This window comes from Stenotrophomonas hibiscicola ATCC 19867 (genome assembly GCF_000382065.1).
Taxonomy (GTDB): domain Bacteria; phylum Pseudomonadota; class Gammaproteobacteria; order Xanthomonadales; family Xanthomonadaceae; genus Stenotrophomonas; species Stenotrophomonas hibiscicola.
In genome coordinates, this window is sequence record NZ_KB907506.1 from 14,739 (window position 1) to 32,523 (window position 17,785).

Here is a 17,785-nt window from a genome sequence, read left to right on the forward strand (position 1 = left end):
TTCACGACTTCGTCACCTACCGGAAACCTAGATTGATCCGTCCCGGAATCTTCCGGAGACAGCCCTCAACGCTACGGTTTTCCAGTTAGGAGAGAAGCTGTGAAACACCTGATCCAACGGCCCGCCAGCCGCCGCCGCAGCACTCTGGCATCGTCCATCACCCATATCCTTACCGGCAGCACCCTGTTGCTGGTTGGCGCCGCGGCTTCCACCTCCGCCTTCGCGCAGGACAAGGCCACCAACCTGGACCGCATCACGGTCACCGGTTCGAACATTCCGCGCACCAACACTGAAACGCCGTCGCCGGTGCAGGTAGTAACCCGCCAGGAAATCGACCGCACCGGCAAGACCACGGTTGCCGAATACCTGCAGACCCTGACCGCTGATGGCTCCGGCTCCATCCCCAAGACCTTCGGCAACGGCTTTGCCGGTGGTGGCGCCGGCATTTCGCTGCGCGGCCTGGGCGCGGGCTCGACCCTGGTCCTGTTGAACGGCCGCCGCATGGCCACCTACGGCCTGGCCGACGACGGCCAGAAGGTCTTCACCGACCTGAGCACCATTCCGCTCGATGCCGTCGAGCGCGTGGAAGTGCTCAAGGACGGCGCCTCGGCAATCTATGGCTCCGATGCCATCGCCGGCGTGGTCAACATCATCCTGCGCAGCGACTTCCAGGGCGCCATCCTGCGTGGCTCCTATGGCCTGTCCGGTGACAGCGATGGCGACGCGAAGAAGGCGACCCTGACCGCCGGCACCGGCGACCTGGCCACTGACGGCTGGAATGCCTTCTTCAGCCTGGACGTCGGCAAGACCGACGCGATCAAGATCAGCGATCGCAAGAACCGCAAGTGGATCGGCACCGGCGACATCCGTCCTTGGGGCTATGGCAACAATGCCCAGTTCCTCGGCGGCGCCTACCTCAATGGCCGCACCAGCGGAGGCGTCGGTCCGAATGGCTCGGTGTATGACGACCGCAATGTCACGGCGACCAATCCGGCAAGGCTCGTGCCACTGCCCGGCTGCCAAGGCCTGACCACCATCCCGGGCCAGACCGACGCGTCAGTGGCGGCCCAGGGCTGCCTGTGGGATCCGGCGCAGCAGTTCCGTGATCTCACGCCTGAAGAGAAGTACGTCAACGTGTTCGGCCGCGCCAGCTTCGCCTTCGGCGAAGGCGGCGAGGTCTACACCGAGATCGGCTACTCGAAGAAGGAAACGATCTTCAGCAACACACCGTCCGGCGTCTCCGGCAGCTGGGGCTATCCCCTTGGCCCGCGCAATGCCAGCAGCGGCCCGGGCGCCGTGGTGCTGTCGCCGACCCATCCCGACAATCCGATCCAGGGCCAGGCCTCGCGCCTGCGCTACTCGGCCTGGGATGTCGGCCCGCGCGTGACCAACAACACCAATGAGTTCAACCGCTTCCTGGTCGGCGTCAAGGGCAACTGGGGTGACTGGAGCTACGACACCGCCTACCTGCACTCCGGTACCGATCTGGTGAACAAGCGCACCGGGTTCCTGCGCTACAGCGCTGTACAGTGCGCGCTGGGCAACCCGAACTGTGCCGGCGGCGTGTGGCGTATTGGCGACAATGCCAACCTCAACTCGCAGGCGCTGTACGACTACATCTCGCCGACCATCAGCGCACGCGCCAAGTCCAGCCTGGACATGTTCGACTTCACCGTGTCGCGCAGCCTGATGGACCTGAAAGGTGGTCCGCTGGGCCTGGCAATCGGTACCGAGTGGCGCAAGACCAGCAACAGCCTGACCCCGCAGACTTACACCGACCAGGGTGACATCATTGGCCTGGGCTATTCGGCCTATGACGGTACGCAGAATGTCTACGCCGGCTACGTCGAACTGTCGGCACCGGTGCTGGAGCAACTGGAACTTTCCGGCGCGCTGCGTTACGACAAGTACGAAAGCGGCGAAGGCAAGGCCACGCCGAAGCTGGGCATCAAGTGGACCCCAGCCGACTGGATCGCTCTGCGTGCCAGCTACGCCGAAGGCTTCCGCGCCCCCAACCCGGCCGAGAACGGCGATGGTGGCTTGGCCGCCTTCTCCAACGCCCGCGATCCGGTGCGCTGCGCCGTCAGCCCGCCGGCCGATGTCGGCACCAACTGCAGCTCGCGCCCGGTCGCGATCATCACCCGCCCCAACAAGGACCTGAAGCCGGAAGAGTCCAAGAGCTACTCGGTGGGCATCGTGCTGCAGCCGACCTCCACCACTTCGATGACCGTGGATGCCTGGCAGATCAAGCGCACCAACGAAATCGCCCAAGGCTCCACGGCCGATGCCATCGCCGCCGGCAACGTGCTGCGTGATATCGACCTGATCAACGGCATCGCTGGCACCGGCAGCATCCTGGCGGTCAACACCGCGTACATCAATGCGGCATCCACGCGCGTGCGCGGTATCGATACCGATATCCGCCAGACCTTCGATATCGGCCCGGGCCAGCTGGAAATGGACCTGCAGTGGAGCCATGTGCTGAAGTACGAGCGCACCGACTCCGACGAGACCTTCGACTATGCAGGCACCCACGGCAACTGCGACGTGACCAACTGCATCGGTACGCCAAAGGATCGGATCAACTTCGGTACCACCTGGCGTCAGGGGCCGTGGAGCGTGAGCGGCGTCGCCAACTACATCTCCAAGATGGACAACAAGGATTTCCGTGGTCCGGAGGGTTCGTACCAGTTCTCCTACGCCGACGGTACCGACGTCACCAAGATCTCCTCGTTCACCACCTTCGATCTGTCCGGCCGCTGGAACATCACCGAAGCCTTCGAACTGAACGCCTCGGTGCAGAACGTGTTCGATCGCATTGCTCCGCTCGATCCGACCACCTACGGTGGCGTGAACTACAACCCGCTGCACTTCAGCGGCGCCATCGGTCGCTACTTCACCGTCGGCGCCAAGTACACCTTCAAGTAATACCGTTCAACGCATCAACTTCGGAGGCCCGGGCAGCAGCCCGGGCCTTCGTCGTTGCACGCCTTGCATGCATGTTCACAGGCACGTGGCTACCGTGTGCAAGCGGCACTACCGCCGCAGGGGATCACCATGGCCACGACATCGCAACGCCTGGGCCTGCCCGCGTTGACTGCACTGGTAGTTGGCTCGATGGTAGGCGCCGGCATCTTCTCATTGCCGCAGAACGTAGCGCGCAGCGCCGGTCCGGCGGCGGCGCTGCTCGGCTGGGCGGTCAGCGGCGCCGGCATGCTGATGCTGGCCTTCGTGTTCCAGGCCCTGGCCAACCGCCGGCCGGATCTTGATACCGGCATCTACGCATACGCGCGTGAGGGCTTCGGCAACTACATCGGGTTCTCTGCGGCCTGGGGCTACTGGGTCGCCTCGGTGCTTGGCAATGCCAGCTTCTTCGTGCTGATCTTCAGCGGCCTCGGCCATTTCCTGCCAGTGTTCGGCGAAGGCAACACGCCTGCCGCCGTGGCGGCGTCGTCAGTGCTGCTGTGGACCGTGCACCTGCTGGTGCTGCGTGGCCTGCGTACGGCGGCCATCGTCAATGGCCTGGTGACGGTGGCCAAGCTGCTGCCGATCACGCTGTTCCTGATCCTGGCAGCAGGTGCGTTCCGCATGGAGGTGTTCCGTGCCGATTTCCTTGGCACACCCGCGCTCGGCGATCTCGGCCAGCAGCTGCGCGGCATGATGCTGGTGACCGTGTGGGTATTCATCGGCATCGAGGGCGCCAGCATCTATTCACGGCGTGCGGCGCGCCGCGCCGACGTTGGCCGCGCCACGGTGATCGGTTTCCTGGGGGTCTGGCTGCTGCTGGTGCTGGTCAGCCTGCTGTCGATGGGCGTGCTGTCGCAGGCCGAACTGGCCGGGCTGCCCAATCCGTCGATGGCCTATGTGCTGCGCGCCATCGTCGGCGAATGGGGCGCGACGGTAATCATCATCGGTTCGATCATCTCCGTCCTCGGTGCATTGCTGGCCTGGGTGCTGCTGTGCGCCGAAGTGCTCTATGCCGCCGCAGGCGACGGCACCATGCCCGCCTTCCTCGGCCGCGAGAACGCGCGTGGTGTGCCGGCCAATGCACTGTGGTTGAGCAATGGCCTGATCCAGTTGTTCCTGCTGCTGGTGCTGGTCAGTTCGGGCAGCTACACCGGGCTGGTGCTGCTCGCTGCGTCGATGAGCCTGGTGCCCTACTTCCTGTCCACGGCATTCGGCGTGCAGCTGGCCTGGCGCGGGCAGGCCTATGCCGGTGAGCCGGGTGTGCGCTGGCGTGATTTCGGGGTGGCAGTGCTGGCCAGTGCGTATGCGCTGTGGCTGGTGTATGCCGGTGGCCTGGACAACCTGCTGCTGTCGGTATTGCTGTACGTGCCCGGCGTGGTGTTGTTCGCACTGACCCGGCGCCAACGCGGCGAGCGGGTATTCACGCGTTGGGAATGGGTGCTGTTCGGTGCGATCCTGATCGTGGCGATCGCCACGCTGGTGGCGTTCTGGCGAGGAGCGCTGGCACTGTAGAGCCGAGCCCACGCTCGGCTTCGCACAGGCAGCCGAGCACGGCTCGGCTCCGCAACAGCAGTCGAGCAAGCTCGACTCCACAAAGACGCAAAAAAAAAAAAACCTGCATCTTGCGATGCAGGTTTCTCAAGGTGGCGCCCGAAGTTGGACTCGAACCAACGACCCCCTGATTAACAGTCAAGTGCTCTAACCGGCTGAGCTATTCGGGCAGACGACTAGTATAACCATTCTTCACGCGCGATGGTAGGGGTGATTGGCGATCATTGCGGCAGCCCGATACAGCTGCTCGGCCACCACCAGCCGCACCAGCATGTGCGGCAGCGTCAATGGTCCAATCGACCACTTCTCATCGGCCAACGCGGATACTTCCGGCGAATGCCCTTCCGGGCCACCGATCAGGAACGCCAGGTCCCTGCCCTGCCCGCGCCAATGCTCCAGGCGTTGTGCCAGCTGTTCGGAGCTGAGCTGGCGGCCCGGCACATCCAGCGCCACCACATAAGCGTTCTTCGGCAGCGCAGCGATTACCCGCCTGCCTTCATCCTCCGTGGCGCGACGCGGATCGCGGCCCTTGCCGCGCAGGCCAGGCTCGATTTCGACCAGCTCGAACGGCAGCCAGTGCGACAGCCGCTTCTGGTACTCGGCGAAGCCCTGCGCGACCCAGCTGGGGGCGCGTTCACCGGTGGCGATCAGGCGGGCTTTCATCAGCGGTCCTCCAAAACGTCGACGGCGCCATCGGCGCCGTCGAAGGGATGCATCATCGTGTGGCTCAGGCCACTTCGTCGTCGCTGGACGGCGGCTGGTCGCCGACGGTCCACAGGCGCTCGAGGGCGTAGAACTCACGCACGCGCGGCAGCATCACGTGGACGATCACGTCGCCCAGGTCGACCAGCACCCACTCGGCCTCGCGCTCGCCTTCCACGCCCAGTGGCATCACGTCCAGGTTCTTGGCGAAGCGCACGACTTCATCGGCAATCGACTTGACGTGGCGGGTCGAGGTGCCCGAAACGACGATCATGTAATCGGCAACGCTGGACCGGCCGCGCACGTCGATCTCGACCAGGTCCTTGGCCTTCAGGTCTTCGGTGGCTTGGCGGACGCTGGCCAGCAGTTCCGGCACGGACGGCGGCGGGCTGGGAAGATCGACCTTGATGGTCTGGGGCTGGGTCTGGTTGCTCAAAGTGGATCGACTCGATAAACGTGGGGGCGATTATACGGGGATGGCGCGGCCGCGCCATTCACGCCGTGGCCGGGCGGTACAGCCCGTGTGCAGCGACATAGTCGGCCACGGCCGGTGGCAGCAGTGCGCGCCAGGGGCCGCCAGCGGCAATCTGCGAGCGCACGGCGCTGGCTGATTCCTCGCGCAGCGGGTGGTGCAGGCGCAGGACGCGCCCGGCCGGGCTGGCGAACAGGGCCTGCTCATTGTCGGCCCAGCGCCCTTGCAGGGCACGCCCCAGCTCGCCATCGATCGACGCCTGCAACGGACTGCCCGGCCGTTCGGCCACCACGAAGTGGGCCAGGTCGAACAGGGCCTCCCATTCGTGCCAGCCGGACAGGCCCAGCAGGCTGTCGGCGCCCACCAGCCAGGCCAGCGGCCGGCTCGGGCCCAGCTCGCCACGCAGCTCGCGCAGGGTGTCGACAGTGTACGACGGACGACCGGGGCAGCGGGCGGCACGATCCAGTTCGCGGCGGTCCAACAACAGCCCCGGCTCGTCGCCGATGGCCAGCGACAACATCGTGCAGCGCTGCTCAGCGGTGGCACCGGGCACCGCGCGGTGCGGCGGATCGGCGGCCGGCAGCAGGCGCACGGCGACCTGCAGTTCATCACGGGCCGCACGCGCGATCGCCAGGTGCCCCAGGTGCACCGGATCGAAGGTGCCCCCGTAATAGATCCGCAGGCTCATTGCTCAGGCCCGCGCCAACAGGCGCACGGCACGCGGTTCGGCCACCACCACCAGCAGGCGCTCCAGCGCCAGCCAGGCATCACCCTCGGCGCGGCCCTTGGCGATGCGGTCAACCAGCCCGGCTTCGGCCACGAAGCGTTCCCAACGCTTGCTTTCCGGATGCCGCTGCAGCGCGCGCTTGTACGGGGCCTGCCGCGATTCCCAGATACCGCGCGATTTCATTTCAGCCGCCAGGTTGCCGCCACGGGCCTGCACCCGGGCCAGGCCAGCGCCCGCCAGCAGCTCGCGGATCACCATCGGCATCAGCGCAGCCACCGCCTCGCCCTCGCCGCGCAGTCCGGCCAGCATGCGCAGCACCGCCGGCGGTTGGCCGGAAAAGGCCGCTTCCACCAGCCGGAACACGTCATAGCGGGCGGCATCGGCCACCAGCGACTCCATGCGCTCCACGTCCAGCGGCTGGCCATCGGCCAGCAACGCCAGCTTGTCGATTTCCTGGGCAGCAGCCAGCAGATTGCCTTCCACCCGCTCGGCCAGGCGCTGCACGGCGGCAGGATCGGCACGCAGTCCCTTGCCACGCAGGCGGCGCTCGATCCAGTCCGGCAATTCATGCGGCTTGACCGCCCAGGCCACCGACAGCACGCCGATGCGGTTGATCGCTTCGGCCCACTTGCCCTGGTGGGCCTTGCTCCATTCACTTGCGGTGATCATCAGCACCACGTCCGGCGCCGGGTTGGCACAGAACTGGCTGATCACTTCGGCCCCGTCCTTGCCAGGCTTGCCGCTGGGCAGGCGCACCTCAACCAGGCGGCGGGCACTGAACAGGCTGGGCGCGTTGAAGCTGGCGTCGAGCTGGTTCCAGTCGAAATCACGGCCATCGGCGTCGAACACTTCACGTTCGCCGATGCCGGCGGCGCGTGCGCGTGCGCGGATGGCGTCAGCTGCCTCCAGCACACGCAGGGTTTCCGGGCCGGCAATCAGGTAGACCGGCGCCAGCGCGGTATCAGCGCCCTGGCTGGCCAGCTGCTCCGGACGCAGTTCCATGGCCGCGGCTCAGTGCTTGGCTGCGGGGACCGGCTCGGCCGGTACCGCGCCTTCAATCGGCTTGGCTTTCGGCGCCGACAGGCTGCCGCCCTTCTCGAGCTCGGCACGCACCACGCTGTCGATGCGGCGGATGATCGAGGCGGACATTTCCCGGCGCAGCTCGTTGGCCAGGATCTCGCGTTCGGTGGTGGTACCGGTGGCGTCGGTCGGTGGCGACACGTAGTCACGCGAGAGCTCGATCACCTGCTGCGGCACCAGTTCGCTGCCATCCTCGCGACGGAAGATGAAGATCACCGCATAGCGCAGGCTGTACTCCTGGGCGCGGCCCTGCGAGTCGATGGCGATCGGCAGGTCGCCCCAGCGCTCGGACAGCACCTGCAACTGGGTACTGGGTTCGTTGCTGTCCTCATCAGCCAGCCTGGCACCGGAAGCCAGCAGGCTGCGGTTGAGCAGCTTGACCAGTTCACTGTACGGGGCGGTGGATACCACCTTCACCGGGGCGGTGTCGGTGGGCAGCATCAGCTTGTTGCGCAGATGGAAGCCGCAGCCGGCAAGGCCGAGGACAAGAACGAGGGCAAGCAGGATTCGGGTCATGGAGACAGTCTGGCGGAGCCGGGCGATCACGGCAACACACAGCCTGCCCGAAGCCGCGTGAATGCAGGGCCATCAGACGCCTGGCCCTGCACCGGAATGGCACCGGCCACCTCGCGGGCGCCGGTGCGGATACATCAGGCGGCGACGATGTTCACGATCTTGCCCGGCACGATGATGATCTTGCGCACCGTCAGGCCTTCCAGGAACTTGGCCGCGTTGGGCTCGGCCAGCGCCAGTGCCTCCACCTGCTCGCGCGCGGCGTCGGCCGCCACGTCGATGGTGCCACGCAGCTTGCCGTTGACCTGCACCGCCAGGGTCAGCGCGTCGCGCACCAGCGCACTGGCATCGGCCTGCGGGAACGGTTGGTCTTCCAGCAGCGTCTCCGCGTGACCCAGCACCTGCCACAGGGCGTGGCTGGCATGCGGGGTGATCGGGTTCAGCAGCAGCACGATGGCCTGCAGCGCTTCCTGGCGCACCGCACGGCCCTGCTCACTGCCGTCCTCGAACTTGGCCAGTGCGTTCATCAACTCCATCACCGCAGCGATCGCGGTGTTGAAGCTGTGGCGGCGGCCGTAGTCGTCACCGACCTTGCCGATGGTTTCGTGGGTCTTGCGGCGCAGCGCCTTCTGGTTGGCGTCCAGTGCTGCAACATCCAGCGCCGGGGCGGCGCCGTCGGCGGCATGCTTCTGCACCTGGGCCCAGAGGCGGCGCAGGAAGCGGGCCATCCCGTCCACGCCGGCCTCGTTCCACTCCAGCGACTGCTCCGGCGGCGCGGCGAACATCGAGAACAGGCGCACGGTGTCGGCGCCGTACTTGCCGACCATCGCCTGCGGGTCCACGCCGTTGTTCTTCGACTTGGACATCTTCTCGGTGCCACCGACCACCACCGGCTGGCCGTCGGCGATCAGGGTGGCGCCGGTGATGCGGCCGCGCTCGTCGCGCTGCACTTCCACATCGGCCGGATTGATCCAGTCCTTCGAGCCGTCCGGGTTCGGGCGGTAATAGGTTTCGGCGATCACCATGCCCTGGCACAGCAGGTTGCGCGCCGGTTCGTTGCTGTCCACCATCCGCGCGTCGCGCAGCAGCTTGTGGTAGAAGCGGAAATACATCAGGTGCAGGATCGCGTGCTCGATGCCACCGATGTACTGGTCCACCGGCAGCCAGTAGTTGCCGCGCTTGTCGACAGCGTCACGGGCACCCGGCGAGGTGTAGCGGGCGTAATACCAGCTCGACTCCATGAAGGTGTCGAAGGTATCGGTCTCGCGCTCGGCCGCACCGCCGCAGTCCGGGCAGGTGGTCTTGCGCCATTCCGGGTCGGTCTTGATCGGCGAACCGGTACCCGAGAACGCCACGTCCTCCGGCAGCACCACCGGCAGTTGTTCTTCCGGCACCGGCACCGCGCCGCACTTGGCGCAGTAGATCACCGGAATCGGGCAGCCCCAGTAGCGCTGGCGGCTCACGCCCCAGTCGCGCAGGCGGTAGTTGACGCGGCGCTGGCCCTGGGCCTTGCGCTCGAAGCGTTCGGCCAGCGCTTCGAACGCGCCCTGGAAGTCCAGGCCGTCGAATTCGGCCGAGTTGACCAGCTCGAAGGCACGGCTCTTGTCGCTGTACCAGTCCTGCCAGCGGCTGCCGTCCCAGGTGCGCTCTTCGTCGGTGCGCGGATCCTTCAGCGCGATGACCTGCTTGATCGGCAGCCCGTACTTGTTGGCCACTTCATTGTCGCGCTGGTCATGGCCCGGCACCGCCATCACCGCGCCGGTGCCGTAGCCCATCAGCACGAAGTTGGCGACCCACACCGGGACCGGCTCGCCGGTCACCGGGTGCAGCGCGCGCAGGCCGGTATCCATGCCGCGCTTTTCCTGGGTTTCCAGCTCGGCTTCGGACACCCCCCCCTGCTTCAGGTCGACCAGCAGCGCGGCCAGTTCCGGATTGTTCTTCGCCGCGTGCAGCGCCAGCGGGTGTTCGGCGGCAATCGACACGAAGGTCACGCCCATCACCGTGTCCGGGCGGGTGGTGAACACACGCAGCGGGTCCAGCGCGCTGCCGTCGACATCGCGCACGTCGAACTGGATTTCCAGGCCTTCGGAACGGCCGATCCAGTTACGCTGCATGGTCTTGACCGATTCCGGCCAGCCGTCCAGCTCGTCCAGGCCATCCAGCAGCTCCTGGGCATAGTCGGTGATGCGCAGGAACCACTGCGGGATCTCGCGCTTCTCGACCAGGGCACCCGAGCGCCAGCCGCGGCCGTCGATGACCTGCTCGTTGGCCAGCACGGTCTGGTCGACCGGGTCCCAGTTCACCACCGCATTGCGGCGATAGGCCAGGCCCTTGCGCATCAGGCGGGTGAACATGCGCTGCTCGTGGACGTAATAGTCCGGGCGGCAGGTGGCGAACTCGCGCGACCAGTCGATGGCGTAGCCCAGCGACTTCAGCTGGCTGCGCATGTGGTCGATGTTCTTGTAGGTCCACGCCGCCGGCGCGGTCTTGTTCTTGATCGCGGCGTTTTCCGCCGGCAGGCCGAACGCGTCCCAGCCCATCGGCTGCAGCACGTTGTGGCCGGTCATGCGCTTGTAGCGGCTGATCACGTCGCCAATCGTGTAATTGCGCACGTGGCCCATGTGCAGCGCACCGGACGGGTACGGAAGCATCGACAGGCAGTAGTACTTCGGCTTGTCCGAAGTCTCGTCGACCTCGAAGGCACGGGTAGCGTCCCAGTATTGCTGGGCGGCGGATTCAACCTGCTGCGGGTCGTAGGCGTTGGTTTCAGCGCTGGTCATGGAACACGCGGATGCGGCGGCAAAGCGGTACAGCGTACCGCAGTGCGGCAAACGTCTCCAATCCTGCCCGCCGGAGGCAGGCGCCGCGACGCCCTGGGAGGCGTCTCAGCGTGGGCGCGACAGCGGCAGGGCCGCCCCCAGCCAGACTGCCCAGCACGCAAACGCCAGCCGTTGTGCCAGCGGCGCCGGCAGTACGCCCTGCAGGGCAAACGCGGCCAGCGCGGCCAGCATGCCGCAGCCCAGCGCCAGTACGCCCAGCGCGCGGCCATGCACCTGGCGCAGACCGGATACGGCCAGCAGCAGGGTTCCGGCGACAAAACCCAGCACCCAGATCATCCAGGCGCTGGCATGCAGTTGGCTGGCCGGCCCGTGCAGGTCATCCACATCCAGCGGCAGCAACCCCATCGCGGCGAAGGCCAACCCGGCCAGCAGCAGCATCTGGCTGCCCACCCGTGGCGCCCAGCCGGCGGTTGCCGGCAGCCCGCGGCGCAGGCACTCGGCCACGATCGCCGCCAGCAGGCCCGGCAGCACGAAGCCCAGCAGATTGAAGGCCAGCGCATGCGGCACCCCCTGCGCGCCCAGCAGTGCCACCGGATGACGGGCTTGTGCGTAGCCGTCCAGGCCGGCGCCGAAACCGATCACCGCCAGTACAAACAGCAGCGCGGCGACCAGGCCAGGCAGGCGCAGCAACGGGGACAGGGACGACATGCAGACTCCGGAAAGTACGGCGAGAGGAAGACTGCATTGTCAGGCATTTACCACAACCCGGGTTGAGACCGGCATCGATCGTCACCATAGAATCGGACTCCAGACGCCAAACGATGCCTCCCCCCATGACCGAGACGACCTACGTATTCGACGCCACCACTGCGACCTTCGAGGCCGAAGTCCTGCAGAAGTCGCTGCAGACGCCGGTGCTGGTCGACTTCTGGGCCACCTGGTGCGGGCCGTGCAAGACCCTGGGGCCAATGCTGGAAAAACTGGCCGCCGAGTACAACGGCGCCTTCGAACTGGCCAAGGTCGATGTCGACAAGGAACAGCAGATCGCAGCGGCCTTCCAGATCCGCTCGGTGCCGACCGTGTTCCTGGTCAAGGGCGGCCAGCTGGTGGATGGCTTCCCGGGCGCGATTCCGGAAGGCCAGCTGCGTGAGTTCCTGGCCCAGCACGGCATCGTGCCGGCCGATGTCGGCGACGCCGCGCCCGAAGATGACGCCCCGCTGGACCCGCAGGCGCAGGTCGATGTGCTGCGTGCCCAGATCGCCGCCGAGCCGGACAAGGACGAACTGAAGCTCGACCTGGCCCTGGCCCTGCTGCAGATCGGTGGCGTGGACGAAGCCGGCACCCTGATCGACGGCCTGCCCGCCAATCTGGCCACCGACGACCGCGCCGTGCGTGCCCGCGCCCGCCTGGCCTTCGCCGCCGCGCTGAAGGATGCCCCGGCCGCTGAAGTGCTGGACGCCCGCATCGCCGCCGATGGCAAGGACCTCAAGGCCCGCCATCTGCGCGGCGTGCAACTGTTGCTCGGGGGCCATGACGAAGCTGCGTTGGCCCAGTTCCTGGAAATGCTGCGGATCGACCGCACGTTCGAGGAAGGGCTGCCGCGCAAGGCCCTGATCGACGCCTTCAATGTGATCTCCGACGAGGACCTGGTCGGCCAGTACCGTCGCCGGATGGCCTCGCTGCTGTTCTGAACGGGAGCCGTCCTCGTTCAGAATCCCTGCACTGAACGCGGGCAATAATGCACTGGATGGCGGCCGTGCGGCCGCCACGATCCGTTCGGGGGGATGAGGTCGGGGCCATGGGGTCTTGCAGCTGCGCCCCCGCATTGCCGGGATTGCAAACTGTGACCTTCGTCCGCTCGCTGTCGTTCGCCATGCGCTTCCAGGGCGCGCTGCTCTGCGCTCTTCTCTTCCTGCCGGCCATTGCCGCGGCCCAGGACTGGAACTACCGGGTCCGTCCCGGCGATACCCTGTGGGACCTGGGTGGCCTGTATCTCAAGCCCTCGGTACGCTGGCAGCAGCTGCAACAGCACAACCGCATCGACAACCCCTACCAGCTGCCGCCGGGGCAGCTGCTGCGCTTCCCGATCAGCTGGCTGCGCATCGAACCAGCCCCCGCCCGCGTGCTGTCGGTAAGGGGCAAGGTCGAACTGTCCGGCGCCGATGGCAGCGCCACGCGCGCGCTACTGGCCGGGGAACAGCTTCGCATCGGTGACACGGTGCAGACCGAGGGCGACTCCAGCGTCACGCTTGAATTCGCCGACGCTTCCCGCCTGCAGCTGCGCGAGCATTCCCGGCTGCGCCTGGACCAGCTCAGCCGTTACGGCCACACCGGCATGGTCGATACCCGCGTGCGCCTCCAGCAGGGCCGCGCCAGCAACCGGGTGACGCCTGCCCGTGGCCCCGCCTCGCGCTACATCATCGATGCACCTACGGCGACCAGCAGCGTACGCGGTACCGTATTCCGGGTCAGCGCCGGTGACGCCGGCCACGTGGCTGCCACCGAAGTGCTGCAGGGCAAGGTGCAGGTCGGCAACATCCACGGCAAGCGCCTGGTCCAGCCTGGACAGGCCAGCCTCAGCAGCAGCGCCGATACGGCGCCGGATGCTGTCTCCGCGCTTCTTCCAGCACCGCAGCTGCGCAGCGACGGCATGCGCCTGGCGCCCTTGCCGGCCCTCCTCGCCTGGGACCCCGTCGACGGCGCCGCCCGCTACCGCGTTGAAGTGGTGCTGTCGGCAACGCCGGAAATCCTGCTGTTTGCCGCCACCACCACCGATACCCGGCTGGCGATCGGCGACCTGCCCCCCGGCCAGTTGCGCATCCTGTTGCGCGCCGTGGATGCGCAGGGTGTGGAAGGCCTCGACGCCAGCGCCGATTTCGAACTCGGCGACCAGCCCCCGCCGCCACTGACGGTGGCCCCGCTGCACGGGCAGACCATCAACAGCGACCGACCGCGCTTCCGTTGGAGCCAGGCGCCCGGTGCGCGCAGCAGCGTGCTGCAGATTGCCGCCGAGCCGAACTTCGAGCAACCGCTGCAGGAACAAAGCACCCCGGTCACCGACCTGCGCCTGGCGCAGCCGCTGCCGCCCGGCCAGTACTTCTGGCGGGTGGCCTCGCGCGATGGCAACGGCCACCAGGGCCGCTATGGCCAGGCCCTGCCCTTGCAACTGAGCAATGAACCGGTCGACCCGGCCCTGCAGCCGCCTGAGGTCACGCGTGGCGAACTGACCCTCCGCTGGCAGGCCGGCAGCGAAGGCCAGCGGTACCGGGTGCAGGTGGACCGTCGAGGCGACTTCCGGGCCCCCCTGGTCGACCAGACCGTAAGCGAGCCGCAGGTCAGCTTCAAGCAGCCGTGGAGCGGCACCCTGCATGTGCGCGTGCAGTACATCGACGACGACGGGCATGCGGGCGAGTACTCGCCGGCCCAGCAGATCAAGCTGCCTTGCCGTCTGTGCTACGGCGCTGGTGGCGGCGCCCTGCTGCTGTTGCTGTTGTTATGAGGCGCTCGCCGCTGCCGTGGTCGAAGCGGATTCTGCTGGCACTGCTGGCCGGCGTGCTGACGGTGATCGCCAGCCACGGCCAGTGGCTGTGGCGCCAGGACGAAGCCGCCTATGACGCCATGGTTGGGAATTGGGAGTACCGCCCCGACCCCAGCGTGCTGATCGTGGCCATCGACGAGGGCAGCCTGCAGCGCATCGGCCAATGGCCCTGGCCCCGTTCGGTCCATGCGCGCCTGCTGGACCGGCTGACCGACGCCGGCGCCGAGCGCATCGCACTGGACCTGATGCTGTCTGAGCCGGATCGACGCGACAGCCAGCAGGACGATGAACTGGCCACAGCGATCCGCCGCAGTGGCCGGGTGGTGCTGCCAGTGCTGGCGGCGCCGGCCGCCGGCGACCGCATGGCCGAGGAAATGCTGCCGATTCCGCAGATCGCGAGCAGTGCTGCGGCAATCGGCCATACCGATGTGGAAGTGGACGGCGATGGCGTCGCGCGCGGTGTGTATCTGCATGCGGGCATCGGCAAGGCCCATTGGCCGGCATTGGGCCTGGCGCTGGCCGACCTGCCGCCGGGCACGGTGCACGGCCTGCCCGATCCCGATCCGCAGATCGGTTCGCCCTATCAGTGGCGACGCGACGACTACGTGCGCGTGCGCTATGCGGGGCCGCCCGAGCGCCTGCCGCAGGTGTCCTATGCCGACGTACTTGATGGTCACGTGGACACGGCGATGCTGCATGGCCGCCGCATCGTGGTGGGCATGACGGCCAGCGGCATCGCACCGCGGCTGTTGACCCCGACCACCCGCGAGTACTGGATGAGCGGCAGCGAATACCAGGCCAACATCGCGTCGATGCTGCTGCAGCACAAGCAGATCGATCTGCTGCCACGCCTCTGGCAGCACGCCATCAGCGGCGTGCTGGCCGCGTTGTGCGTGCTCCTGCTCGGCCTGCGCCTGCCATGGCTTGCCGCACTGTGCTCGCTGCCGCTTCCACCGCTGCTGAGCTGGTTGCTGTTGCGTGCCGGTGACCTGTGGTGGGCACCGGCAAGCGCAATGCTGGGCATCCTGCTGGTGTTGCTGTCCTGGGCGATCTGGCGGATCTCGGCCTGGCACCGCCAGGCCAACCGTGATGCGCTGACCGGCCTCGGCAATCGCCTGCGTTTCGAGCAGTCACTGCAGCAGGAATGCGATGCCGCGCGCCGCAGTGGCAGGTCCTTGAGCCTGGCACTGATCGACGTCGACCATTTCAAGCGCCACAACGACCGCCACGGGCATCAGGTCGGCGACCGCGTGCTGCGCGATGTTGCACGGCTGATCGGTGCGCATGCACGGCGCCCACGCGACATGGCCGCGCGCTACGGTGGCGATGAGTTCGCACTGGTGCTTCCGGATACCCCGGCCGAAGGCGCACGCCAGGTCGTCGAGGACCTGATCGCCTGCGTGCGTGTACTACCGGCCCCCGGTGATGGCAGCGACGGTGCCGTCACCCTCACCATCGGCGTGTTCACCCGCGTGCCTGACGGCACGCTGCAACCGCATCATTTCGTCGAAGGCGCCGACGCCGCGTTGTACCAGGCCAAGGCCAACGGCCGCGACGGGTATGTGATCGACGACAAGGCGTGACCCTCGCCGCCGCCGGGGTGCAACATACGCATGCGAATGGCTAGACTGGGCGCCTCGCCCTGCGTCCCCGCACCCGCATGAATGCCCACCTGTTCCGCTTCGGTATCAATCTCTGGCCACCGTTCCTGTTCACCGGCATCCATGTCACCCGCATCACGCCGGACTACCGGCAGATAGATGTCGAGCTGCGCCTGCGGCCATGGAACCGCAACTACGTCGGCACGCACTTTGGCGGCAGCCTGTTCGCGATGACCGATCCATTCTGGATGCTGGGCCTGCTGCACATCCTCGGGCGCGACTACTACGTGTGGGACCGAGCAGGCGCCATCGACTTCCTCAAGCCCGGCCGCGGCACCGTACGCACGTCATTCCGCATCGACGACGCGCTGCTGGATGAACTGCGCACGGAAGCAGCCAGTGGTGAGAAGGTGCTGCGCTGGTTCAGCAACGACGTGGTCGATGAGAGCGGCGAAGTGGTCGCCCAAGTGCGCAAGCAGGTCTACCTGCGGTTGAAGCCACACGCACGCTGAGCGCGCCTCAATCGCGCGCCAACGCAGCCGAAGCTGGCTCCGCCTGCAGCGGTACCGTCAGCCACGGGTTCTCATCAGCGCTGCGCGCTGGAGAACGACGCGGCACCAGCAGATGGCGGCCATCGACGGACAGCCGCGGCGACCGCACCGGCGACCGGAACTCCGCAGGCAACCGCTGCAGCGCCTCAGCCGGGTCTTGCGCCTGCTGCCGCAACCAGCGCTTGGCGCCAAGCAGGCGCAGCATCGCCGCCGCGTCCTGGGACCGTGACGAATACGCAGGATAGACGGGCGCGGCAATCTCGGTCAGCACGCACCCCATCACATTGGACAGGCAACCGAAATCCCGCTGCGGCGGCGCTTGTAACGGCAGCGGCCGATCGGCCTCCAGCGCGGCCGTGGCGGCTGCGCCACAGGCCCAGCCAAGATTGCCGGCCACGCGCGCCAACGTGCTGCGCCGGTCAAGCACCAGGACGCCACCAAATTCCCGGGCCGAGGACTCGATCGCCGCCCGGCTCATCGCGTACTCGCCCTGCATAGCACGGCACAGGCTCTGTTCCTCGGCCCGCAACGGCTGCATGGCCTGTTCGCACTCGGCCGGCAGGGGGTGGTCGGCAGGCAGTTCAACCAGCATGTCGGCCAGCAGCTGGGCATTGGCCTGCACCAGGCTGGCACCGATGATGCTCTCGACCAGATAACTGCTGCCGGGCACCAGCCGCCGGCCCAGCTGCAGGCCACGGCAGGCACCACGCAGGGCACCGTCAATGTCACCCTGCACATAGGCCAGCGCGCGTGCACTGGTGGCGTCCATCACTACGCCATAGGCCGGCAACGGGACCAGAATGCCCTCGCCCTTCGGCGGGAACGGCGACGCGAAGTAGTCGGCGTCGGCCAGCTGATCCAGCCGCGCATGCAACTGCTGGTGCCCGGCGTGGGCCTCCACGAAGCGTTGCGGGTCCGCGCGGACCTGGGCGAGACAGCCGCTGGCGGCCGGCCCGCAACTGGCCTCGGGCCGCGAGTGCAGCTCGGCATGGTTGGCTACCAGGTGTGTCCGGCCGCTGCTTCCGCCATGTGCATCGGCTTCCCAGCGCCGTACATCCTCGGCCAGCGCCTGCTCGCGCTGCTGGGCATCCAGATCGTCGAACGGCAGCGTCCACAACAGTGCATATCCATTGCGGCCGCTCACCTGCAGGCGTGCTTCCAGTCGCTGCTGCGCCTGCAGGCGCGATTCGGGCACCGGCCACATGCGCGAGGCGCACCACACCACGATGGCCAGCACCAGCAGGCCTGCCAGGGTCCAGCCCAGTCCGCGCAGAATCTTCAACACAGCTTCCCTTCCATGTGC

The 17,785-nt window shown here is 67.2% G+C and carries 14 protein-coding genes and 1 tRNA gene; 6 read left to right on the forward strand and 9 right to left on the reverse strand.

The window, feature by feature from the left end:
• Nucleotides 1-99 precede the first annotated feature (99 nt).
• Both G370_RS0119625 and G370_RS0119630 read left to right on the forward strand, forming a co-directional pair.
• Nucleotides 100-2,928, forward strand: coding sequence for a TonB-dependent receptor (locus G370_RS0119625; protein WP_019662109.1), 2,829 nt, complete (start codon nt 100-102; stop codon nt 2,926-2,928).
• Between the two features lie 129 nt (nt 2,929-3,057).
• The gene (locus G370_RS0119630) at nt 3,058-4,479 is read left to right on the forward strand and encodes a basic amino acid/polyamine antiporter (protein ID WP_026347279.1); all 1,422 of its coding nucleotides are present in this window, start codon (nt 3,058-3,060) and stop codon (nt 4,477-4,479) included.
• A 132-nt stretch (nt 4,480-4,611) separates the two neighbouring features.
• On the opposite strand, the gene G370_RS0119635 is transcribed toward G370_RS0119630, so the two are convergent.
• The 8 genes from G370_RS0119635 to G370_RS0119670 all read right to left on the reverse strand — a co-directional run bounded on the left by G370_RS0119635 (nt 4,612) and on the right by G370_RS0119670 (nt 11,500).
• Nucleotides 4,612-4,688, reverse strand: a tRNA-Asn gene (locus G370_RS0119635).
• 22 nt (nt 4,689-4,710) lie between these two features.
• A complete protein-coding gene (gene rlmH / locus G370_RS0119640) occupies nt 4,711-5,181 on the reverse strand; it encodes a 23S rRNA (pseudouridine(1915)-N(3))-methyltransferase RlmH (RefSeq protein ID WP_019662111.1) in 471 nt (156 codons plus the stop codon).
• Between the two features lie 64 nt (nt 5,182-5,245).
• Nucleotides 5,246-5,656: a ribosome silencing factor gene (gene rsfS / locus G370_RS0119645; protein ID WP_005410536.1), complete on the reverse strand. Its 411-nt coding sequence runs from the start codon at nt 5,654-5,656 to the stop codon at nt 5,246-5,248.
• Between the two features lie 58 nt (nt 5,657-5,714).
• Nucleotides 5,715-6,380: a nicotinate-nucleotide adenylyltransferase gene (nadD, locus tag G370_RS0119650; protein WP_019662112.1), complete on the reverse strand. Its 666-nt coding sequence runs from the start codon at nt 6,378-6,380 to the stop codon at nt 5,715-5,717.
• A gap of 3 nt (nt 6,381-6,383) precedes the next feature.
• Nucleotides 6,384-7,421 carry a DNA polymerase III subunit delta gene (gene holA / locus G370_RS0119655; RefSeq protein ID WP_019662113.1) on the reverse strand — a complete coding sequence of 346 codons (1,038 nt, stop codon included), beginning with the start codon at nt 7,419-7,421 and terminating at the stop codon, nt 6,384-6,386.
• 9 nt (nt 7,422-7,430) lie between these two features.
• Nucleotides 7,431-8,015 carry an LPS-assembly lipoprotein LptE gene (locus G370_RS0119660; protein WP_019662114.1) on the reverse strand — a complete coding sequence of 195 codons (585 nt, stop codon included), beginning with the start codon at nt 8,013-8,015 and terminating at the stop codon, nt 7,431-7,433.
• Nucleotides 8,016-8,149: 134 nt separating this feature from the next.
• Nucleotides 8,150-10,792, reverse strand: coding sequence for a leucine--tRNA ligase (gene leuS, locus G370_RS0119665; RefSeq protein WP_026347280.1), 2,643 nt, complete (start codon nt 10,790-10,792; stop codon nt 8,150-8,152).
• Between the two features lie 105 nt (nt 10,793-10,897).
• On the reverse strand, nt 10,898-11,500 hold the full coding sequence (locus tag G370_RS0119670) for a DUF998 domain-containing protein (RefSeq protein ID WP_019662116.1): 603 nt from the start codon (nt 11,498-11,500) through the stop codon (nt 10,898-10,900).
• Between the two features lie 125 nt (nt 11,501-11,625).
• Here G370_RS0119670 and trxA point away from each other — a divergent pair, with 125 nt between their 5' ends.
• From trxA to G370_RS0119690, 4 genes are all read left to right on the forward strand, one after another.
• Complete coding sequence (gene trxA, locus G370_RS0119675) at nt 11,626-12,483, forward strand: thioredoxin (RefSeq protein ID WP_019662117.1); 858 nt, start codon at nt 11,626-11,628, stop codon at nt 12,481-12,483.
• Between the two features lie 107 nt (nt 12,484-12,590).
• Nucleotides 12,591-14,291 (forward strand): FecR family protein, encoded by a 1,701-nt coding sequence (locus G370_RS0119680; protein WP_019662118.1) that lies wholly within the window; start codon nt 12,591-12,593, stop codon nt 14,289-14,291.
• Nucleotides 14,288-15,913, forward strand: a complete 1,626-nt coding sequence (locus G370_RS0119685; RefSeq protein WP_019662119.1) for a CHASE2 domain-containing protein — start codon at nt 14,288-14,290, stop codon at nt 15,911-15,913. Before G370_RS0119680 ends, G370_RS0119685 begins: the two co-directional genes overlap by 4 nt.
• Before the next feature lie 77 nt (nt 15,914-15,990).
• Nucleotides 15,991-16,443: a DUF4442 domain-containing protein gene (locus tag G370_RS0119690; RefSeq protein WP_019662120.1), complete on the forward strand. Its 453-nt coding sequence runs from the start codon at nt 15,991-15,993 to the stop codon at nt 16,441-16,443.
• A gap of 7 nt (nt 16,444-16,450) precedes the next feature.
• On the opposite strand, the gene G370_RS0119695 is transcribed toward G370_RS0119690, so the two are convergent.
• On the reverse strand, nt 16,451-17,767 hold the full coding sequence (locus G370_RS0119695; protein WP_019662121.1) for a hypothetical protein: 1,317 nt from the start codon (nt 17,765-17,767) through the stop codon (nt 16,451-16,453).
• Nucleotides 17,768-17,785 lie beyond the last annotated feature (18 nt).